We start from the raw sequence: 19,269 nt of genomic DNA, 5'->3' as shown, positions 1-19,269 counted from the left end.
CCAGCCACCACTCGATAAGGCCGGACATCGAGCCCAAGGGCACCCTTGGCCACCGTGATAGCGTGGCGACCCTGAGAGTTTCCGCTATCCTGCCTCAGCATCAGAAAACCCTCTAGCCTGCAGCTACCGTTCTGTTACACAGGAGATGGCTACTAACCTGAGAGTAGGCTGAGATTTCAATAGCAGAAAGCACGGAAACGTGATTAAGACCACATTTCCACTCCCACCGAAACTTCGATTACCAGCGCGCTGATATTTCGCGGACGGAGTCAGCAAATGGCTCTAGAGAAATGACCGGCTATTCGCAGATAATTGGCGAACTTTTCCAGAAAAAGGGCCGAATAGGTGGTTCATCGGGCACTCCGTGACATTTGTCACCGGCATAAGGGGGTCTTGTGAACTCCCTGTGAAAGTTAGCTGGAGCCCCGAACGAGGACCTGTGGCGAGGCCGGCGGGGTCGGCCCGCAACCCTGCGATCAGGCAAGTTCCCGAGCACCGGGATGCCACAGCAAGGCTTCAGACCGAGAATCTGGGTGCGGAGCTAACCCGCGACGACCCCCGCCGAGGCGGCCGGGAACCGTGCGCCGAACTCGGTGACGGGCGTGAACCCATGCTTACGCGCGGCCGCCGCACCCCGCCGGATCAGGGCGGCGGTGGTGACGAAGCCGGCCTGGTCAGCCAGCACGAACGGGGTGAGCAGCCGGTTGTGCACGAAACTGAACGACAGTCCCGCCTCCGGGATCGCCCAGCCGAGTGAGCCGCCGAGGCCGACGTGACCGAAGCCGGGCAGTAGCCCAGGAATCGGCAGCCCGTGATAACCGAGGTGGAAAGCCAGCGGCAGAATCAAATTGCGGTCCGGGGTGAGATTGCGACGGCCGGTGAGGCCCGCCACCAATTCGGCGGACAGATAGCGCTTGCCATCGATCTCGCCGCCATTGGCGATGGCGCCGTACATGCGGGCCAGACTGCGTGCCGTCGCGACACCGTTGGCCGCGGGCAGCTCGCTGTCGAGCAACGGCATGGCACCCTGCACCGTCGACCTCATGCCGGGGAAGTACATGGAGCCGAAAATGGCCGACAACTCGAAGGCCGCGATGCGGGGGGCGATGGTGTTGAAGAAGGGGTTGGGGATGTTCATCTGGGGGCCGATGATCGAGGCGGCCCTGGTGGGCGCGCCGGCCGGCGGCCGACCCAGGTGAATCCCATCGGTATCGAGCGGCGCGGCCACCTCGGTGCGGATCAGCTCCCGCATCCCGATGCCGGTGACCGCGCGGGCCAAGCCGGACAGCAGCCAGCCATAGGTGAGCGCGTGATAGGCCGGCTTGCCGAAATTTCGGCCGACCGGTGCCGCTGCAATGCGCTCCTCCATCACGACGTGGTTGAGCAGGTCGCGTCGGCGCACCCCGCGTAGGTGTGCCAGACCGGCGCGGTGCTGCATCATGTCGCGGACGGTGATCGCAGCCTTGCCGTTGGCGCCGAACTCGGGCCAGTACTCGGCCACCGGTGCGTCGTAGTCGATCAGGCCGCGGTCGACGAGCCGGTGGATGACGGTCGAGGCCACACCCTTGGTTGCGGAGAACACCATCGCGCCGGTGTCCGCCGACCAGCGTTGCCGCCCCCGCCGATCCGACCACCCGGTCCACACGTCGACCACCGGCTGGCCGTCGAGGTAGACCGCCAGCGCACCGCCACCGAACCGGGGATGCGGGAACATCGCCGAGAAGTTGCGCAGCGCGCAGGCGAAGTGCGGATCAGCAGCACCCTGCAGCCCGTGGGGCAGGGTGTCGCGTCCCGGAGTCACCTGAGTCACAGCTGAGAATTTAATCGGTCTAAGCACATCTGTAACAAATTGTTGCCATTTTGTTAGCTTGGCCCGCGGCCCGTCAGGTTGACTGTCCAGCGGCCGCGAGGAGCCGCTGGGCCGCCAGCGCCGGGGTGAGTTCGCCCTCACGCACCTGACGCTCGATCTCGGACCGTTGACTGCGGACGGCCGGATGGTTCAGCACCCGGTCGAGGACGGCGTCGCGCACCATCGACCACGTCCAGTCCACCTGCTGCTCGCGCCGTCGGGCGTCGAACTCGCCGGCCTTGCTCAGCACGTCACGGTGCTTGAGCACGGTCTCCCACAGCTCGGACAAGCCGGTCCCCTCGATCGCGCTCATCGTCAAAACTGGCGGACGCCAAAGTGTTTCGCGTGGATAGATCAAGCGAATCGCGGCTGTGAGTTCGCGCGCGGCGGCCTTGGCCTCGGTGGCATGCTTGCCGTCGGCCTTATTGACCACCACGATGTCGGCCAGCTCCAGCACACCCTTCTTGATGCCCTGCAGTTGGTCGCCGGTGCGGGCCAGGGTGAGGAACACGAAGGTGTCCACCATGTTGGCGACCGCCACCTCGGACTGCCCGACGCCGACGGTTTCAACCAGGATCACGTCGAATCCGGCGGCCTCGACCAGCACCACGGTCTCCCGGGTCGCCTTCGCTACGCCGCCCAGAGTCCCCGACGTAGGCGACGGCCTGATGTATGCGTCTGGGTGGACGGCGAGCTTGGCCATCCGGGTCTTGTCACCCAGGATCGACCCGCCGGTGCGGGTCGACGATGGGTCGACGGCCAGCACCGCGACTCGGTGGCCCCGCTCGATGAGGTACATGCCCAGCGCCTCGATGGTGGTCGACTTCCCCACCCCGGGAACGCCGGTGATGCCGACATGAAGCGCCGCGCCCGCATTCGGCATCAACTCCAGCAGCAGCTGCTGAGCCTGGTCGCGATGATCGGCACGGGTCGACTCGACCAGCGTGATGGCCCGCGACAGCGCCGCACGATCGCCGCCGCGAATCGCCTCGGCCAGCCCTGCGACGTCGGAGGGCATCAGGTGAGCGTGTAGCCGAGCCGCTCGGCGAGCTTGTGCAGCAAGTCGACCGCGGCGTCGGCGATCACCGTCCCCGGCGGGAAGATCGCGGTGGCACCGGCCGCGTAGAGCTCGTCGAAGTCTCCGGGCGGGATGACACCGCCGACGACGACCATGATGTCGGGGCGCCCGACCTCGGCGAGCGCATCTCGCAATGCCGGCACCAAGGTCAAGTGCCCGGCGGCAAGCGAGGAGACGCCGACGACGTGCACGTCATTGTCGGCGGCTTGGCGCGCAACCTCTTCGGGGGTGGAGAACAGCGAACCGACATCCACGTCGAAACCGATGTCGGCGAAAGCGGTGGCGATGACCTTCTGCCCGCGGTCGTGGCCGTCCTGGCCCATCTTGGCGACCAGAATGCGCGGCCGGCGACCATCGGCCTCGGCGAACTTCTCCACCAATTCCGTTGCGGTACTCACGTTGTGGGCCTTCCCGACCTCGTCGCGGTACACCCCGGCGATGGTGCGGATCTCGGCCTGATGCCGGCCGTACACCTTCTCCAGAGCGTCGGAGATCTCACCGAGAGTGGCCTTGGCCCGCGCGGCGTTGACCGCCAGCGCCAGCAGGTTGTTACCCAGACCGTCCTCGCCTACCGGCCCGGAAGCGGCTGCGGCACGAGACAATTCGCCCAGCGCCGCCTGGGTGGCCGCCTCGTCACGTTCGGCGCGCAGCTGCGCCAGCTTGGCGATCTGCTCGGCGCGCACCCGGCTGTTCTCGACCTTGAGGACCTCGATGTCCTGGTCCTCGTCCACCTGGTACTTGTTGACGCCGATCAGTGGCTGCGCGCCGGAGTCGATCCGTGCCTGGGTGCGCGCGGCGGCCTCCTCGATGCGCAGCTTCGGGATGCCGTCGTTGATGGCCTGCGCCATGCCGCCGTGCTCGCGAACCTCGGCGATATGTGCCCGGGCCTTCTCGGCCAGCTGATAGGTCAGCCATTCCACGTAGTACGACCCGGCCCATGGGTCGATCGGCCGGGTGGTGCCCGACTCCTGCTGCAGCAGCAGCTGGGTGTTGCGGGCGATGCGTGCCGAGAAGTCGGTGGGCAACGCCAGCGCCTCGTCGAGGGCATTGGTGTGCAGCGACTGGGTGTGGCCCTGAGTTGCAGCCATCGCCTCGATGCAGGTGCGAGCGACGTTGTTGAACGCGTCCTGGGCGGTCAGCGACCAGCCCGAGGTTTGCGAATGGGTCCGCAGCGAAAGCGATTTGGGATTCTTGGCGCCGAACTCGGCGACCAGCTCGCTCCACAGCAGCCTTCCCGCACGCAGCTTGGCGACCTCCATGAAGAAGTTCATCCCGATGCCCCAGAAGAACGACAGCCGCGGAGCGAACTTGTCGACGTCCAGCCCGGCGTCCCGGCCGGCCTTCAGGTACTCGACACCGTCGGCCAGCGTGTATGCGAGCTCGAGATCGGCTGTCGCACCGGCTTCTTGGATGTGGTAGCCGGAGATCGAGATCGAGTTGAACTTGGGCATCTTGGCGCTGGTGTAGGCGAAGATGTCGGAGATGATCCGCATCGAGGGCTTCGGCGGATAAATGTAGGTATTGCGGACCATGAACTCTTTGAGGATGTCGTTCTGGATGGTCCCGGCCAGCTTCTCCGGCGGCACACCCTGTTCCTCGGCAGCGACCACGTAGAGCGCGAGGATCGGCAGCACCGCACCGTTCATCGTCATCGACACGCTGACCGTGGAAAGGTCGATACCGTCGAAGAGCTGGCGCATGTCCAGGATGGAGTCGATGGCCACCCCCGCCATGCCGACGTCACCGGCCACCCGGGGATGGTCCGAGTCGTAGCCGCGGTGGGTGGCCAGGTCGAAGGCCACCGACAGGCCCTTCTGGCCGGCCGCCAGGTTGCGGCGGTAGAACGCGTTCGATTCCGCTGCAGTGGAGAAGCCGGCGTACTGGCGGATGGTCCACGGCTGATTGACGTACATCGTCGGATAGGGCCCGCGGATGAATGGCGGTTCGCCGGGAAAGCTGTCCAGCGGATATCCGGCGGCGACGACGGCGTCCCGATCGGCGCCGACGTATACCGGTTTGACGGTGATACCTTCCGGGGTCTGCCATTCCAATTGCTCGGCGGTGTAACCGTGCGTCGATGCGGCGGCGGCGACATGCTCGGCGACCGCGGCCTCAGTCGGCGCCGGTGTGGGCTGATCGCCGTGCAGGGGAACGTCGGCGAAGCTCGGTACGGTGCTCGTGCTGGCAGTCATGAACTAAGCCCCCAATTGGGTGAGCAGGGACGAAAGTGCTTCGACCGCATCAATTTTGGCGGTCAGATAGCCGTCGGGTTTGGCCGCGGCGTCGGCCACCGCCTTTTCCGGGCCGGCCAGGTAGACCTGGGTCACGCCCGCGGCTCGCGCGGCCGTCACCACATCGGAGGCATCGGTGGCATAGCGCGCGTCGGTGCCGCAGATCACCGCGACCGTGAGGCCGTTCGCTGCGGCGGCGACACCGGCGGCGTCGACGGTACCCGGGTTGACTGCCTCGATCCCGCCGGAGGCCAACAGATTGGCGGCAAATGTCGCGCGAATGTTGTTCTCGGCCAGCGGGCCGAGCGGCAGCAGCAGCGCCCTGGGCCGGGCGCCGGTGCGGTCGAGGAAGGCGTCGGAGCGGTCCCGCAGCCCCTCGAATCCGGCCGCATAGCGCCGCACGGTTTCCGAGGAGTCGAAGTGCGGCAGCGGCGGTTCGGAGAGGTTGGGGAACTCGTTCACCCCGGTGACCGCGGTGCGACGGTGGGCGATGTCGTCGGCCCGGCGCACGCGCACCTGTTCGATCTGCTCGGCGACATGATCGACGGCCGCCACGAATCCGCCCCGCGACTCGATGTCCTGGAAGTGCGACCAGGCTTGGGCCGCAAGGCTTTCGGTGAGGTCCTCGACGTACCAGGAACCGCCCGCTGGGTCGAGCACCCGCCCGACATGCGACTCCTCCAGCAACAACAGCTGGGTGTTGCGCGCGATCCGGCGGGCGAAGCCGGCGCTGATGCCGGGGAAACCGCTGGGGATCGCGATGTCGAACGGCAGCACCGCCACGGTGTCCGCTCCCCCGACTCCGGCGCCGAACGCGGCCAGCGTGGTGCGAAGCATGTTCACCCAGGGGTCACGCTGGGTCATCATCGGCAACGAGGTGACCGCGTGCACGGTCGCCGCTCCGTTGTCGGGTTGACCGACCACGTCGGCAACCCGGGCCCAGAGTTGGCGGGCCGCACGGAATTTCGCGATCGTCAGGAACTGGTCGTCGTCGGCGACGAGCCGGAAGCTGATCTGTCGCAGCGCATCGGCGACCGGGATGCCTGCGTCGACCAGCGCACGCACGTACTCGACGGCAGCCCCGAGCGCTCCGGCGAGTTCCCAGGCCGCGTTCGCACCGCGGTTGTGGAACGCCGGTCCGTCGATGGTGATCGCGCGAACCCCCGTGCTGCCGATCAGATTCGCGGCGACCCGGGTCACCTCCTCGATGCCGGGTGCATCGAAGCCGCTGAGCGGCGCGGTGAGCGGATCGGCGCCGAGGTCGATCGACAGTCCAGCCCGCTGGGCCTCGTCGGCACCGGCCACCAGTGCCAGCACGGCCTCGGCGGCGGCGCTGAACTGTGCACCGGATTCCAGGATCACCGGCGCGAGCTCGATGAAGACCCCCTCCAGCAGCCGGTCCAGATCCGCTGGGGCGACACCGGTGTCGCCGACACTGAGCACCAGTGCGCTGACGCCGTCACTCAGGGCGCCCAACACCGCGGCGTTGCCGTCGGCGACCGCGCCGGAGAAGCCCGGACCCGGGAAGACCTCGGCGACCTTCCAGCCGGCGACGACATCGCGGTGAGCGTCGCCGCCGCGGACGAACGGCCACTGTCCCGGCAGCGGCGATTCGGGCAGTTCGTCGAGTGCGGTGTACAGGGGCCGGATCGCAAAGCCCTCGTAGGTGGGCGAATCCAGCAGTGTCTCGGGCTCGGCGGGTAGATCCGCCGGGTCTTTCCGGCTGCTCTTGGCCAGCACGCCGGCCACCGCGCTGCGCCAGCGGGCGCGGCCTTCCTCAACCTCTACTGACACCGGCAACTCCTGTTGTCGCAGCATGGGGCAGCCCGTACCGGGACCAGCCATCAGACCATCAGGCTAAATGATCACTTCGGCCGTGACGTGGCCGACTACGCCTACCCGCCGGTAACCCGCGTCGCACTCGGCGCGCCGTCCCAGATGGGCCGTAACCTTGGTGAACGTGACATCGAAGGCTCGCAGCACGTGGCGCAGTGTGCGCTCAGCGGTGATCTCCACCGCGCGCCAGGTATCCCGGACGCGCCTCGTCGTCACCGCGATCGTCACTGTGATTCTCGTCGCAATCGTGCTGTTGGTGCCGCTGCCCACCGCCGTGCAGCTGCGGGACTGGGCAACCTCGCTCGGCGCCTGGTTCCCGCTGGCCTTCCTGGCCGCGCACGTCGTCGTCACCGTGTTCCCCTTCCCCCGCACTGCGTTCACATTGGCCGCCGGCCTGCTGTTCGGCCCGGGGTTGGGCGTGGCGATCGCCGTGGTGGCCAGTGCGCTGAGTGCGCTGATCGCGCTGCTGCTGGTGCGCGCGGTGGGCTGGCAGTTCAGCAAGCTCGTCAGCCATCCGGCTCTCGTGTCGGTGGACGCTCGGCTGCGGGAGCGCGGCTGGCAGGCGATCTTCTCGCTGCGGATGATTCCCGCCGTGCCGTTCTCGGTGCTCAACTACGCCGCGGGCGCCTCAGCCGTTCGGGTGATGCCGTATCTGTGGGCCACGCTGGCGGGATTGATCCCGGGCACCGCCGCCGTGGTCTTCCTCGGCGACGCCCTGACCGGCAACGTCAGCCCGCTGCTGATTCTGGTGTCGGTCTGCACCGCGGCCGTTGGCGTCGCCGGCCTGGTCTACGAGATCCGCAGTCACCGCCGCGCCGGCGGCGACGTCGCCGCCAACACCCCGTAGGTCGGCTACGGCTGCTCGGAGCCGTGCCGCGGCGCGTACTGCGGGTCAGCCGGCGGGGCCTGCTGCTCGGAGAGCGGAGGGTACGAAACCGGCGGCGGGGCGATCTGCTGCGGCGGTGGGACCGCGGCGACGCCGACCGATGGCACCGTTGCGCGGGCCTCGGCCTCGGCCTTTGCCACCGCCTGAGCGATCGCCGGGTCGGTCTGGGTGTCGAACCAGTCGGCGACCTCTGCAGCGTCTTCCTCGTCGGACTTGGCCGGATGGTCGTCGACCGGCGACGGCGTGTAGCGGAACACCCCGTCCTCGCCAGGCGCGCCGAGCATTTTCGTGAAGCCCTGCAGCGCCGAGCCGAAGTCGCTGGGCACCAGCCACACCTTGTTGGCCTCACCCTTGGCCATCTGCGGCAGGGTCTGCAGGTACTGATACGCCAGCATCTCCGGGGTGGGCCGGCCGGCCTTGATCGCGGCGAACGTCTTCTCGATCGCCTTGGCCTGGCCCTGGGCCTGCAGGTAGGAGGCGGCGCGCTCACCTTGCGCCCGCAGGATCCGGGATTGCCGCTCGGCCTCGGCGGCCAGGATCGCGGCCTGCTTGGCGCCCTCGGCGGCCAGGATCTGGGCCTGCTTCTGCCCTTCGGCCTGCTTGATCGACGCCTCCCGGCTGCCCTCGGCGGTGAGGATCATCGCGCGCTTCTCACGGTCGGCGCGCATCTGCTTTTCCATCGAGTCCTGAATGGACGGCGGCGGGTCGATGCTGCGCAGCTCGACGCGCGCGACCCGCAGGCCCCAGCGGCCGGTGGCTTCGTCGAGCACGCCGCGCAGCTGACCGTTGATCTGGTCACGGCTGGTCAGCGTCTGCTCGAGGGTCATGCCGCCGACCACGTTGCGCAGCGTGGTGGTGGTCAGCTGCTCGACACCGACGATGTAGTTGCTGATCTGGTAGACCGCTGCCTGCGGATTGGTGACCTGAAAGTAGACGACGGTGTCGATGTTGACCGTCAGGTTGTCCTCGGTGATCACCGGCTGCGGCGGGAAGGACACCACCCGCTCGCGCAGGTCGACGCGAGCGCGGACCTTGTCGATGAACGGGATCAGCAGCGTGAGCTGCCCGGAAACCGTCTTGCTGTACCGCCCGAGCCGTTCGATGACGGCCGCTTCGGCCTGCGGTATCAGTGCGACAGACTTGGCGACGACGATGATGGCGAAGACCACCAGCACCGCCAGCAGAACCAAACCGGCTACGGCACCGTCCATGACGAGTTCTCCTTAGTCGTTCTTCCAGACGACTGCGGTGGCACCGTCGATGTGCATGACGGTGACGTGGTCGCCCGGTTCGTAGACATCGTTGTCGTTGTAGGGCCGCGCCGTCCAGATTTCGCCCTCGAGTTTCACCTGGCCTTCATGGCGCGATATCCGGTCCAGGACCAGCGCCGTCTTGCCCTCCAGGGCTTTCACCGGTTCGGGCAGGCCCTTGCCTGCGGTGAGCTTGCGGCGCAGCGCCGGGCGCACCAGGGCCAGAAGCAGCACCGAGACCACCAGGAACACCGCGCCGTCGGCCCACACCGGCCAGTCCAGCAGCCAGCTCGATCCGGCGGCAGCCAGCGCACCGCCGGACAGCATCAACAGGAACATGTCTCCGGTCAGTGCTTCGGCGCCGGCAAGACCCAGGGCGAACACTAACCAGATCAGCGCCGCGGGCATGGCGCCAGGATATCTCGGCACATGGCTGAGCGGTTGCAGAAAGCCGGTTCGGTGTCGAACCACTACACTGCGAGCATCATGTGGTGCCCAAGTGTTTCGCTCTCCGTCTGGGCCAATGCCTGGCTCGCGGGCAAGGCCGCGCCCGACGACGTCCTTGACGCGCTATCGGCATGGGCGCCAACGCATTCGGTGACCGCCTACGATTCGGTTGCGGCCGGCCATACCGGCCTGCCCTGGCCCGACGTCGACGACGCCGGTGCCGTCTCGCTGCTGCAGACGCTGCGGACCGTCGCCGGCCGCGCGATAGATGCCGGGCCGCCCGCGATCAGCCTGGCGCTGCCGGTGCCCGGCGATGTCCGCGGTCTGGCGGCGGGCACTCAGTTCCAGCGTGACGCCCTGGCAGTCGGCGAGGCGATCATCGTGACGAGCCCTCGCGGCGACACCATCGGCCTGGTCCCGGATTTCGAGTACGACGACGCCGACGACGAGTTGCCCGACGGTGATCGGGTGCCCGAGCTGTGCGCGCTCTCGTGGACGGTGTACTCGCTGCCGGACCGCCCCATCACCGATCACCTCGACCTCGGGGAGGCGGAGTACAGCCTGCGGTCGGCGGTACGGTCGGCCGCCGAGGCGCTGGGCGCGCTGCAGCTCGGTGCCGCGGGCGGAATCGATGATCCGCGTGGCCTCGTCGAGCAGGTGCTGGAGACCGGACGGCACCACCGTGCCCCCGATCACGCTCCGACGCGGGCACTTCGGGTGCTGGAGAACGCCGCACACGTCGACGCGATCATCACGGTCAGCTCGGGACTGATGCCGATCGGCACGCAGAGCGCATCAGAGGCTCAGATCGCCAGCGACGCGCTGCGTCCGCTGGCAACCGTGGTCCGGTCGGCCCGAATCGCCGCCGTCACCGCGATCCTGCACTCGGCCTGGCACTAGCCACGCACGTGTCCGTGCACAACGCGCCGTCGACGCTGGAGCCGTAGCCCGGAACCGGCTCGGGGCCAACGACTCTCGCAGGTTCGCGTCCGTCGCGCGCTTCGTCGACAAGGTCGAGTACGAGCCTTGCGAACCGGCGCTGCGCGTTGGGTGTCGAGGCCCGCGCGAGTGCGATACCGAGATTGTCGGCCTGCTCACGCAGCTCGTTGTCGAGGTCCCAGACCACCTCGATGTGGTCGGACACGAAACCGACCGGACAGACCACCACCGCCTTGGTACCTGCCTGCGCAAGCTGTGAAAGATGATCGCCCACATCGGGTTCCAGCCACGGCACCTGCGGCGGCCCGGACCGCGACTGCCACACCACGTCGAAGTCGCCGTGGCCGGCCGCGGCGGCCACCAGCGCGGCGGCGTAACGAACTTGGCGGGCATACAGATTCGGGCCGCATCGGTCGGCGGCGCGCAGCGGTATCGAATGCGCGGTGAACACCAGCCGGGCCTGGGCCCGCAGCGGTTCGGGCAGCGTCGCAGCCGCCGTCGCGATGGCGTCGGCGAACATCGCCACCAGCAGCGGGTGGTCGAAGAACTGCCTTAGTTTCACCAATTCGGGGGCTGCGTCGCCAACAGCGGCACGCGCCCGTGCGATGTCCTCCTGGTATTGCGTGCAGCCGGAATACCCGCCCCACGCCGAGGTGGCGAACACCGCGGCCCGCCGCACTCCATCGGAAGCCATTGCCGCAACGGTGTCTTCGACCAACGGATGCCAGTTGCGGTTGCCGAAGTACACCGGCAGCTGCTCGCCGCGATCGGCGAGCTCGGCGCGGATCTCGTCGATCAGGGCACGGTTGATGCCGTTGATCGGTGAGACACCGCCGAAATGCAGGTAGTGCTCGGCCACGGCGGCCAGCCGCTCCGGCGGTATCCCGCGGCCACGAGTGACGTTCTCCAGGAACGGCATCACCTGGTCCGGCCCCTCGGGCCCGCCGAAGGACAGCACCAGAAGCGCATCAAACGCTGTCACTAGAGCAGCTGTGTGCTGGCGCCACCGTCGGCGAAGATGATGGTTCCCGTGGTGGCGGGCAGCCAGTCGGACAGCAAAGCGCACACGGTCTTGGCGACCGGCGTCGGATCCTTCATGTTCCAGCCGAGCGGGGCGCGCTGGTCCCAGCCCTCTTCGAGCAGCTGCATCTGCGCACCGGCCTCCTCGCCGAGCGCGCCACCGACGATCGCACTCATCGCCAGCGTGCGGATCGGTCCTGCCGCAACGAGATTGGAGCGCACGCCGACCTTTCCGGCCTCGCGGGCGACGAATCGATTCACCGACTCCAAGGCGCTCTTGGCGACCGTCATCCAGTTGTAGGCCGGCATCGCACGGGTGGGGTCGAAGTCCATGCCGACGATGCCGCCGCCCGGGTTCATGATCGGCAGCACGGCCTTGGCCAGCGAGGCATAGGAGTACGCCGAAATGTGAATGCCCTTGGCGACATCCTCGTACGGGGCGTCGAAGAACGGGTTGATGCCCATGCCGGTCTGCGGCATGAACCCGATCGAGTGCACCACACCGTCGATCTTGTTGCCCTCGCCGATCGTCTCGGAGATCCGATCGGCGAGGGTGTCCAGGTGCTCGGAGTTCTGCACGTCGAGTTCGAGGAGCGGCGCCGGGTTCGGCAACCGGTCGGCGATCCGCTGGATCAGCTTCATCCGGTCGAAGCCGGTGAGCACCAGTTCGGCGCCTGCTTCCTGCGCCACCTTGGCGATGTGGAATGCGATGGACGAGTCCGTGATGATCCCCGTGACGAGGATCCGCTTGCCTTGCAAAAGAGTCATGTGAAGTCCCTGAAAGTCCTTTTCTCTTCTAATGTCCCATGCCCATGCCGCCGTCGACGGGGATCACCGCGCCGGCGATGTAGCTCGCGTCCTCCGATGCCAGGAAGCTGACCGCACCGGCCACCTCCTCGGCGGTGCCCACCCGCTTGGCGGGAATGAAGTCCAGCGCGCCGGCCTGGATCCGCTCGTCTAGCGCGCGGGTCATCTCGGTGTCGATATAGCCCGGAGCAACCACGTTCGCGGTCACGCCGGCCTTGGACAGCTCGCGCGAGATCGAACGGGCCATACCGATCAGGCCCGCCTTGGCGGCCGCGTAGTTGGCCTGGTTGCCGATCCCCCACATGCCGGATACCGAGCCGATGTAGATGATCCGGCCGAACCGGTTGCGCTGCATGCTGCGCGACGCCCGCTGTGTCACCCGGAACGCTCCGGTGAGGTTGGCGTTGATGACCTCGGTGAACCGCTCTTCGGTCATCCGCATGAGGAAGGCGTCTTTGGAGATGCCGGCGTTGGACACCAGCACCTCGACCGGTCCCTGATGTTCTTCGACCTCGCTGAACGCCCGGTCGATGGCCGCGGTGTCGGTGACGTCGCACTCGACGCCGAACAGTCCCTCGGGCGCCCCGGAGCCGCGGTGGGTGACGGCCACCTTGTGGCCGTCGGCGGCAAGCCGCTGTGCGATCGCCAGACCGATACCCCGGTTTCCACCGGTGACGAGCACGGAACGGGAGACAAACGGTGGTCTGCCGGCCGGTTTGGCGTCGGCCGATTCTGCGGATGCGGTTTCGGACATGGGAGTCAACTTAGTGCCTGCCGTCGGCCGCACCGAAATCGACCACCGGCGATCAGCCCGGCAGGCGGCGGTTGATCAGCAGCGCGGCGAGTGCGGCCAGAGCCAGGACCAACGCGCCCAGCCGGAGCCATCCGGTGCTGGCATCACCCTTGATCGTTTCGTACCCGATCTGGTCCTGCAGCGAGGTGAAGACCTCCTTGAGCTGCTGCAGGCTCGAGGCGGTGTAGGCATTGCCGCTGGAGAGCTCCGCGATCTTCTTCAGCATCTCGTCGTCGACCGGGACCGGCTGGCGCTGATCGTTGATTTCGACGTAGCCGTACGGGGTGCCGAACGACACCGTGGAGATCGGCACGCCCTGATCCTTGGCCGTGCGGGCGGCGGTGAATGCGCCCTTCGGGTTGTCCGGGTTGGACGGCACGGTTTCCTTACCGTCGGACATCAGCACGATGCGGGCGGGCGGCGGGGTGTCACCGCCACCGATCACGGCGCCAACGGTCGCGATCGCCTGCAACGAGGTGAAGATCGCCTCGCCGGTGGCGGTGCGGTCCGCCAGCTGCAGCTTGTCGATCGCGTTCTTGGTGGCTTCGCGGTTGGTGGTCGGCGACACCAGCACGGTCGCGGTGCCGGCATAGGCGATCAGCCCGAGATTGATGCCGGGGGTCAGCTGGTCGGCAAACTGCTTGGCGGCCTCCTGCGCGGCGGCCAACCGGCTGGGCTCGACGTCGGTGGCGCGCATCGACTGCGAGACGTCGATGGTCAGCATCACCACGGCGCGGTTGCGCGGGATGCGCACATCATGCGTCGGCCCCGCCATCGCGATCGTCAACAGCACCAGCGAGGCGATCAGCAGGATGGCCGGCAGGTGGCGCCATTTGTTAGGTCGTTTGGGCGCAACGCTTTCCAGCAGTTCCATGTTGGCGAAGCGCAGAATCCGCTTCTGCCTGGCGAACTGCACGACGACGTAGAGCCCGACCAGCCCGGCAATGACGAGCAGGAACACAAAGAACCATGGGTGTTCGAAGCCGCCCAGCGTCATCGGCCCGAGCAACGGCAGTGTCATTGGCTGCCCGCCAGGGCGCCACGACGACGGGACGCGACGAACCGCACGATGTCGGCGATCCAGTCGCGGTCGGTGCGCAGCGTCATCAGCGGCGCACCGCAGCGGCGCAACGTGCGCGCCACCTCGTCATGGTGCACCGCGGCGGCGCGGGCGAAGTCGTCGCGCAGCTGCTCGTCGATGGTGAATTCCCGGGTGACCCCGGACTCGGTGTCCTGCAGGATCACATCGCCGACCGGCGGCAGTTCGACGTCACGCGGGTCGAGCACCTCGATGCCCAGCACCTCGTGGCGCGCGGCGATCGCGCGCAGTGGACGCATCCAATTGATCGGACCGAGGAAATCGCTGATCACTACCGCCATGCCACGACGACGCTCGGGGCGGCGCAGGGCGTCAATGGCGGCGGACAGATCACCGCGCACCCCGGCCGGTGCCTTGGGCATCGTGGCAATCGTCCGCAGCAGGGTCTGCTCGTGCATCCGGCCGGACAGAGCCGGAACGCGGGTGATCTTGTCGCCGTTGGCGATGATCGCGCCGATCCGGTTGCCGCCGCCGCTGTTGAGGTAGGTGATCGCGGCCGCGGCGGCCACTGCCAGGTCACGCTTCTCGCAGCCGGTGGTGCCGAAGTCCAGGCTTGCCGACATGTCGACCACCAGCCAGGTCTCCAGCTCGCGGTCGGCGATCATCTGCCGAACGTGCGGGTGGGTGGTGCGGGCGGTTACCGACCAGTCCATCCGGCGCACATCGTCGCCGGGCTGGTACATCCGCGACTCACCGGGCTCGGAGCCAGGGCCGGGGATCAGACCGAGGTGGTCACCGTGCAGCACCCCGTCGAGCTTGCGCTTGACGGTGAGCTCGAGGGTCCGCAGCGCCGCCGAAAGCTTGGCGTCACCGATCTCACCGCGCTGAAACGAAGGCGGGTGGACGGTTTCCGAATCGCTCACCGACCGTTGGCACCCGCCCCGGCGGGAACCACCGGCGGTGCCGAATGCCCTTGCTGCGAAACAGCATTGACCTGAGGCAGCGCGACGGTCTGCAGGATGCGGTTGATCACCGTCTCGGCCTTGATGTCGTCGGCCAGTGCGTCGTAGGTCAAGACCAACCGGTGGCGCAGCACGTCGGGGATGACGTCGATGACGTCCTGCGGGATGACGTAGTCACGGCCACGCACCAGCGCGAGGGCCCGGGCGGCGGCGATGATGCCCAGCGAGGCACGCGGCGAGGCGCCGAACGCCACCCAGGCCTTGACGTCGCTCAGGCCGAACTGCTCGGGCCGGCGGGTCGCGGTGACGACGCGAACCACGTAATCGACCAGCGCGTGGTGCACGAAGTTGTTGGCGGCGACGTTCTGCAGCCGCAGCAGGTCACCGGTCTCCAGGATCTGCTTGGGCTCCGGCGGGGTGACACCCATCCGGTAGATGATCTCGCGCTCTTCCTCCGGCGACGGGTAATCGACGTTGATCTTGAACAGGAACCGGTCGCGCTGCGCTTCGGGCAGCGGGTAGACGCCCTCGTTCTCGATCGGGTTCTGGGTGGCCATCACCAGGAACGGCTTGGGCAGCTCGTAGGTCTTGCCGCCGATGGAGATCTTGCGCTCGGCCATGACTTCCAGCAGTGCCGACTGCACCTTTGCCGGGGCGCGGTTGATCTCGTCGGCCAGCAGGAAATTCACCACCACGGGGCCGAGTTCGATGTCGAACTCTTCGCGGCCCTGCCGGTAGATGCGGGTACCGATGATGTCGGTGGGCACCAGGTCCGGGGTGAACTGGATGCGGGCGAAGGTGCCGCCGACGACCTTGGCGAAGGTCTCGACCGCCAGCGTCTTGGCGACGCCCGGCACACCTTCGAGCAGCACGTGACCCTTGGCCAGCAGCCCGACCAGGATGCGCTCCACGAGCTGGTCCTGGCCGACGATGATGCGCTTGACCTCGAAGATCGCCCGTTCCAGGGTGTGTACCTCGCCGGCCAGACCGTTGCCGCCCGACGGCGGGGCGGCCGGGGCTCCGCTCGGCCCGGCAAACGATCCGGGGCCTGCGGGCGACCCACCTGGTGACGTCATCGACTTCCTCCACGAGCTGTTGGGTTTGGCGGGCACGCCGTGCCCTGCCACAACTATTCCAGGCGTTCTGAGATCCGTCGACGTGCCCCGTTCGCTGGCGCGTCGAGAGCGGAGCCGGCCTAGGTCTCGATGATGCGCGTCAGATACGGGGTCATGCCGGCGGTGCGCACCGGACTCACGGTGACCTGCCCGGCCGCCGAGGAGGCCTCGAGCATCTGCCCGTTGCCGAGATACAGGGCGACATGCTGGGTCCCGGCGGGGCCGTAGAAGATCAGATCGCCGCGCTTGGCCTGCGACGGCGGGATGTGCCTGCCGGCGTTGTACTGGTCGCCGGAGTACTTGGGAATCTGCACCCCGACGCCGGCGAAGGCGTAGCGGGTGAAGCCCGAACAGTCGTACCCGACCTTGCCGGCGTCTTCCTCCACGCCGGCACTGGGCCCGTTGATCGCGCCGCCACCCCAGGAATACGGCACGCCGCGCTGCGAGGCGCCGCGGGCGATCACGTACTCGATGGCCTGCGGGCCGCGGACCCGGCCGCCCGGCAGTGCCGACGGTGAGCCGCCGAAGCCCAGACCGGACAGGAACTTGCGGCCCAGGTCCATGGTCGCCTGTGCGGCCTGTTGAGTGACCTGCAGCGAGGCGTTGGCCACGGCGACCGGGTCACCGGGGGCGCCCGCACTCAGGATTTTGGGCAGCGTCGGATCCCACTCGCCCGGATCGGCATTGGCCGGGCCGGCGATCCCAAGCCCGAGCGCTAGTGCCGTCAGGACCGTCCCGACGAAGAGCCGCCGAGAAGTGTTGCGAGACATGGGTACAACTCCGTCAGTATTCGATGTAGCGGACGACGAACGGCGTCATGCCGCTGGTGCGCACCGGTGAGATCTTGACGCTCGATCCGGTGTAGGGAGCCTCGAGCATCTGGCCCTGGCCCAGGTAGAGAGTCACGTGCTGGCTGCCGCCGGGCCCGTAGAAGATCACGTCACCGCGACGCATCTGGGACGACGGGATCTTGCGGCCCATGTTGTATTGCGAGCCGGAGTAGTGCGGAAGCTTGATGCCGACACCGGCGAACGCGTAGAGGATCAGGCCGGAGCAGTCGAATCCGACCGTCCCTGCGCCGCTGTCGATGCCGTTGCTGGGGCCGGTGGCGGTGCCGCCACCCCACGAGTACGGCACGCCCATCTGCGACATGGCGCGTTTGATCACGTACTCGGAGGCCTGGGCGCCATTCGCGTAGGGAATGGCGCCGTTGGTGATCCCGGTCGAGTCGGGCTTGAGGATGCCCAGTTTCTGCAGGAAGCTCTTGCCCATCTGGGCGGTGGCCTGCGCCGAGGACGACGCGATCTGCAGCACCGCGTTGACGATCTGGATCGGGTCCCCGGAGACGAAGGCGCTGGGCACCATCGGCAGCGTCATGTCCCATTCCGACGCACTGCCGTAGGGCGGCGCCGTGCCCGCGCCGGGCGCCTTGGGCGAACCGGGGGCGGCGGGATCCCAGCGATCTCCCGGGGTCGCCGGGCCGGTAGCCGCCGACTGCGGTACTGCCGCAGGCGAATTCGCCGGCGCGGACCACTGCCGGGCGGCGTCGAGTTTGTCCTGGGCCGTCTTGCGTTCCGCGGCCAGCCGGTTGATCTCGGCCTGCTGGTCGGTGAACGTCTGCTTGGCCGCGGTCAGCGCGCTGACCGCGGATTGCTGACTGGCTTCGGCGTCGGCGACGGCCTTGTCGGCGTTCTCCTTGGCCAGCCGGGCGGCGGACGCCTGGTTGATCTGCTCGGTGCGGGCCCGCTGCAGATCGGTCATCACCTGCTGCGAGCTGACGGCCAGAGTCTGCCCGGCCGCCGCGGTGGACAGGATGTCCTCGGGGTTGGTCGCCATCACCAGCGATGCCGACGGCCCGTTGACATAGGTTGCGGCCGCGAAGACGTCGAATCGCTTCTGTGCGTCGGCAATTGCGGCGTTGGCGTCCTTGACGGCCTGCGCGCTGGCGTCGACCTTCGCACTCGCCGCGGCCGCCGCATCCCGCGCGGCCTGGACGTCGACCAGCGCCTTGTTGACGCTCTCCTGCTCGGCCTGCACCTTGGCGCCGATGTCCTGGAGCCGCTGGTTCGCGTCGGCGACGTCGGCGATGAGCCCTGCGATGATGTTCGGGGCGGCCCCGGGCTCGGCCTGGGCCAGTCCGGGCATCGTGAACGTCATGGCGACACTGAGCGCCAACGGACACACCGGCTTGGCAATGCGAATGGCCGGCCGGAAAAGAGAGCCGCGTTGGGAACGTCTCATTCGACCCTGGTCTCCTCTGCTCCACACGTGCAGTCACGCCAGCAACAGATGTCACATCAGTCACATCAATAACAATGGCGACAGTTGCACCGTACGTCACATTTGTCGCAGAGGAAACTTCCGGCAAGAATTACATGTTTGTCATTTACGGGATGTTGCCGAAAAGTAATCTTATTGATTTGCCAGAGAGGGCTATTTTCCCTGTTCAGCCGGGGTAACGGTATTTTGCGAGCGACGTGCCCGAAGCTGCAGAACTCGGGTCAAAACAGCCGCTACGGCCACCCCGATCACAAGCGTGATCGTTAATCCCGTCCAGGGAAAGTCGGGGGTTTGCAACTGGTCGACAAATGCCTGCGTGCCGACCACCGGATTGGGGGCGGTCTTTGCGACATCCTGGCCCGCCTCGAGGATCACCCGGTCGTAGGTGCCGCTGTACGTGCCCGCCCAGCCGGGGCTGAGCACGAGCACCGTCGAGCCGGGGCTGGCGCTGCCGATCTCGGTGGCGATATCGCGAAGCGGGGTGTCGATCGCCGGACTTTTGTCCATCACGACGACCTTGAGATCGATGCCGTGTTCTTTGGCCGAGGCCACTATCTTCTGCAGGCCCGCGACATCGGCCGCCGGCGCGGCGACGCCGTCAGCGGCGACATCAGCCTTGACCGCGGCCAGACACTGGTCGACCGGAGTCGACGGGGCAAGCCCGGCACTACTGCACACCTCCACGGGGATGAAGGTCGGCGCGTGCGGAATCGTCACGATCGGAAACCGTACCTCGA

17 protein-coding genes are annotated in these 19,269 nt (G+C 67.5%); 2 read left to right on the top strand and 15 right to left on the bottom strand.

Features of this window, described 5'->3' with window-relative positions; translation table 11 throughout:
• Positions 1-541 precede the first annotated feature (541 nt).
• The 4 genes from AB431_RS13665 to mutA all read right to left on the bottom strand — a co-directional run bounded on the left by AB431_RS13665 (position 542) and on the right by mutA (position 6,976).
• Positions 542-1,810 (bottom strand): serine hydrolase domain-containing protein, encoded by a 1,269-nt coding sequence (locus AB431_RS13665; protein WP_200902724.1) that lies wholly within the window; start codon positions 1,808-1,810, stop codon positions 542-544.
• Between the two features lie 73 nt (positions 1,811-1,883).
• A complete protein-coding gene (gene meaB / locus AB431_RS13660) occupies positions 1,884-2,867 on the bottom strand; it encodes a methylmalonyl Co-A mutase-associated GTPase MeaB (RefSeq protein WP_047330371.1) in 984 nt (327 codons plus the stop codon).
• Positions 2,867-5,119 (bottom strand): methylmalonyl-CoA mutase, encoded by a 2,253-nt coding sequence (gene scpA / locus AB431_RS13655; protein WP_047330370.1) that lies wholly within the window; start codon positions 5,117-5,119, stop codon positions 2,867-2,869. Before scpA ends, meaB begins: the two co-directional genes overlap by 1 nt.
• A gap of 3 nt (positions 5,120-5,122) precedes the next feature.
• Positions 5,123-6,976, bottom strand: a complete 1,854-nt coding sequence (gene mutA / locus AB431_RS13650; RefSeq protein ID WP_082135673.1) for a methylmalonyl-CoA mutase small subunit — start codon at positions 6,974-6,976, stop codon at positions 5,123-5,125.
• Positions 6,977-7,118: 142 nt separating this feature from the next.
• Here mutA and AB431_RS13645 point away from each other — a divergent pair, with 142 nt between their 5' ends.
• Entirely contained in the window at positions 7,119-7,841 is a 723-nt protein-coding gene (locus AB431_RS13645) for a TVP38/TMEM64 family protein (RefSeq protein WP_047333401.1), read from the top strand.
• A 5-nt stretch (positions 7,842-7,846) separates the two neighbouring features.
• Here the strand turns inward: AB431_RS13645 and AB431_RS13640 are convergent, their stop codons facing one another.
• Positions 7,847-9,091, bottom strand: a complete 1,245-nt coding sequence (locus AB431_RS13640; protein ID WP_047330369.1) for an SPFH domain-containing protein — start codon at positions 9,089-9,091, stop codon at positions 7,847-7,849.
• Between the two features lie 12 nt (positions 9,092-9,103).
• Entirely contained in the window at positions 9,104-9,538 is a 435-nt protein-coding gene (locus AB431_RS13635) for an NfeD family protein (protein ID WP_047333400.1), read from the bottom strand.
• 78 nt (positions 9,539-9,616) lie between these two features.
• On the opposite strand from AB431_RS13635, the gene AB431_RS13630 reads away from it, so the two are divergent.
• On the top strand, positions 9,617-10,477 hold the full coding sequence (locus AB431_RS13630; protein WP_047333399.1) for a hypothetical protein: 861 nt from the start codon (positions 9,617-9,619) through the stop codon (positions 10,475-10,477).
• Here the strand turns inward: AB431_RS13630 and AB431_RS13625 are convergent.
• The 9 genes from AB431_RS13625 to AB431_RS13585 all read right to left on the bottom strand — a co-directional run bounded on the left by AB431_RS13625 (position 10,446) and on the right by AB431_RS13585 (position 19,249).
• The gene (locus AB431_RS13625) at positions 10,446-11,498 is read right to left on the bottom strand and encodes a ferrochelatase (RefSeq protein ID WP_082135672.1); all 1,053 of its coding nucleotides are present in this window, start codon (positions 11,496-11,498) and stop codon (positions 10,446-10,448) included. The two genes, AB431_RS13630 and AB431_RS13625, sit on opposite strands and share 32 nt — an antisense overlap.
• Positions 11,498-12,304, bottom strand: a complete 807-nt coding sequence (gene inhA / locus AB431_RS13620; RefSeq protein WP_047330368.1) for an NADH-dependent enoyl-ACP reductase InhA — start codon at positions 12,302-12,304, stop codon at positions 11,498-11,500. Before inhA ends, AB431_RS13625 begins: the two co-directional genes overlap by 1 nt.
• Positions 12,305-12,332: 28 nt before the next feature.
• Positions 12,333-13,097 (bottom strand): 3-oxoacyl-ACP reductase FabG1, encoded by a 765-nt coding sequence (fabG1, locus tag AB431_RS13615; protein ID WP_047330367.1) that lies wholly within the window; start codon positions 13,095-13,097, stop codon positions 12,333-12,335.
• A 52-nt stretch (positions 13,098-13,149) separates the two neighbouring features.
• A complete protein-coding gene (locus AB431_RS13610; RefSeq protein WP_047330366.1) occupies positions 13,150-14,157 on the bottom strand; it encodes a VWA domain-containing protein in 1,008 nt (335 codons plus the stop codon).
• Positions 14,154-15,098, bottom strand: a complete 945-nt coding sequence (locus AB431_RS13605) for a DUF58 domain-containing protein (RefSeq protein ID WP_047330365.1) — start codon at positions 15,096-15,098, stop codon at positions 14,154-14,156. The genes AB431_RS13610 and AB431_RS13605 overlap by 4 nt, the downstream gene beginning before the upstream one ends.
• Complete coding sequence (locus AB431_RS13600; RefSeq protein WP_047333397.1) at positions 15,095-16,213, bottom strand: MoxR family ATPase; 1,119 nt, start codon at positions 16,211-16,213, stop codon at positions 15,095-15,097. The genes AB431_RS13605 and AB431_RS13600 overlap by 4 nt, the downstream gene beginning before the upstream one ends.
• A 119-nt stretch (positions 16,214-16,332) precedes the next feature.
• Positions 16,333-17,022: an NlpC/P60 family peptidoglycan endopeptidase RipB gene (gene ripB / locus AB431_RS13595; RefSeq protein ID WP_047330364.1), complete on the bottom strand. Its 690-nt coding sequence runs from the start codon at positions 17,020-17,022 to the stop codon at positions 16,333-16,335.
• A gap of 13 nt (positions 17,023-17,035) precedes the next feature.
• Positions 17,036-18,493, bottom strand: coding sequence for an NlpC/P60 family peptidoglycan endopeptidase RipA (gene ripA, locus AB431_RS13590; protein WP_047330363.1), 1,458 nt, complete (start codon positions 18,491-18,493; stop codon positions 17,036-17,038).
• 192 nt (positions 18,494-18,685) lie between these two features.
• On the bottom strand, positions 18,686-19,249 hold the full coding sequence (locus AB431_RS13585) for a DUF6676 family protein (protein WP_047330362.1): 564 nt from the start codon (positions 19,247-19,249) through the stop codon (positions 18,686-18,688).
• Between the last annotated feature and the right edge of the window lie 20 nt (positions 19,250-19,269).

The organism is Mycobacterium sp. EPa45 (assembly GCF_001021385.1).
Lineage (GTDB): Bacteria > Actinomycetota > Actinomycetes > Mycobacteriales > Mycobacteriaceae > Mycobacterium.
This window is presented reverse-complemented; position numbering and strand designations above follow the sequence as displayed.

Coding starts and splice junctions, on each gene's coding strand:
- AB431_RS13640 (WP_047330369.1), bottom strand. CDS start 9,091: ATGGACGGTGCCGTAGCCGGTTTGGTTCTGCTGGCGGTGCTGGTGGTC.
- AB431_RS13635 (WP_047333400.1), bottom strand. CDS start 9,538: ATGCCCGCGGCGCTGATCTGGTTAGTGTTCGCCCTGGGTCTTGCCGGC.
- AB431_RS13600 (WP_047333397.1), bottom strand. CDS start 16,213: ATGACGTCACCAGGTGGGTCGCCCGCAGGCCCCGGATCGTTTGCCGGG.
- fabG1 (WP_047330367.1), bottom strand. CDS start 13,097: ATGTCCGAAACCGCATCCGCAGAATCGGCCGACGCCAAACCGGCCGGC.
- ripB (WP_047330364.1), bottom strand. CDS start 17,022: ATGTCTCGCAACACTTCTCGGCGGCTCTTCGTCGGGACGGTCCTGACG.
- inhA (WP_047330368.1), bottom strand. CDS start 12,304: ATGACTCTTTTGCAAGGCAAGCGGATCCTCGTCACGGGGATCATCACG.
- mutA (WP_082135673.1), bottom strand. CDS start 6,976: ATGCTGCGACAACAGGAGTTGCCGGTGTCAGTAGAGGTTGAGGAAGGC.
- AB431_RS13610 (WP_047330366.1), bottom strand. CDS start 14,157: ATGACACTGCCGTTGCTCGGGCCGATGACGCTGGGCGGCTTCGAACAC.
- scpA (WP_047330370.1), bottom strand. CDS start 5,119: ATGACTGCCAGCACGAGCACCGTACCGAGCTTCGCCGACGTTCCCCTG.
- meaB (WP_047330371.1), bottom strand. CDS start 2,867: ATGCCCTCCGACGTCGCAGGGCTGGCCGAGGCGATTCGCGGCGGCGAT.
- AB431_RS13630 (WP_047333399.1), top strand. CDS start 9,617: ATGTGGTGCCCAAGTGTTTCGCTCTCCGTCTGGGCCAATGCCTGGCTC.
- ripA (WP_047330363.1), bottom strand. CDS start 18,493: ATGAGACGTTCCCAACGCGGCTCTCTTTTCCGGCCGGCCATTCGCATT.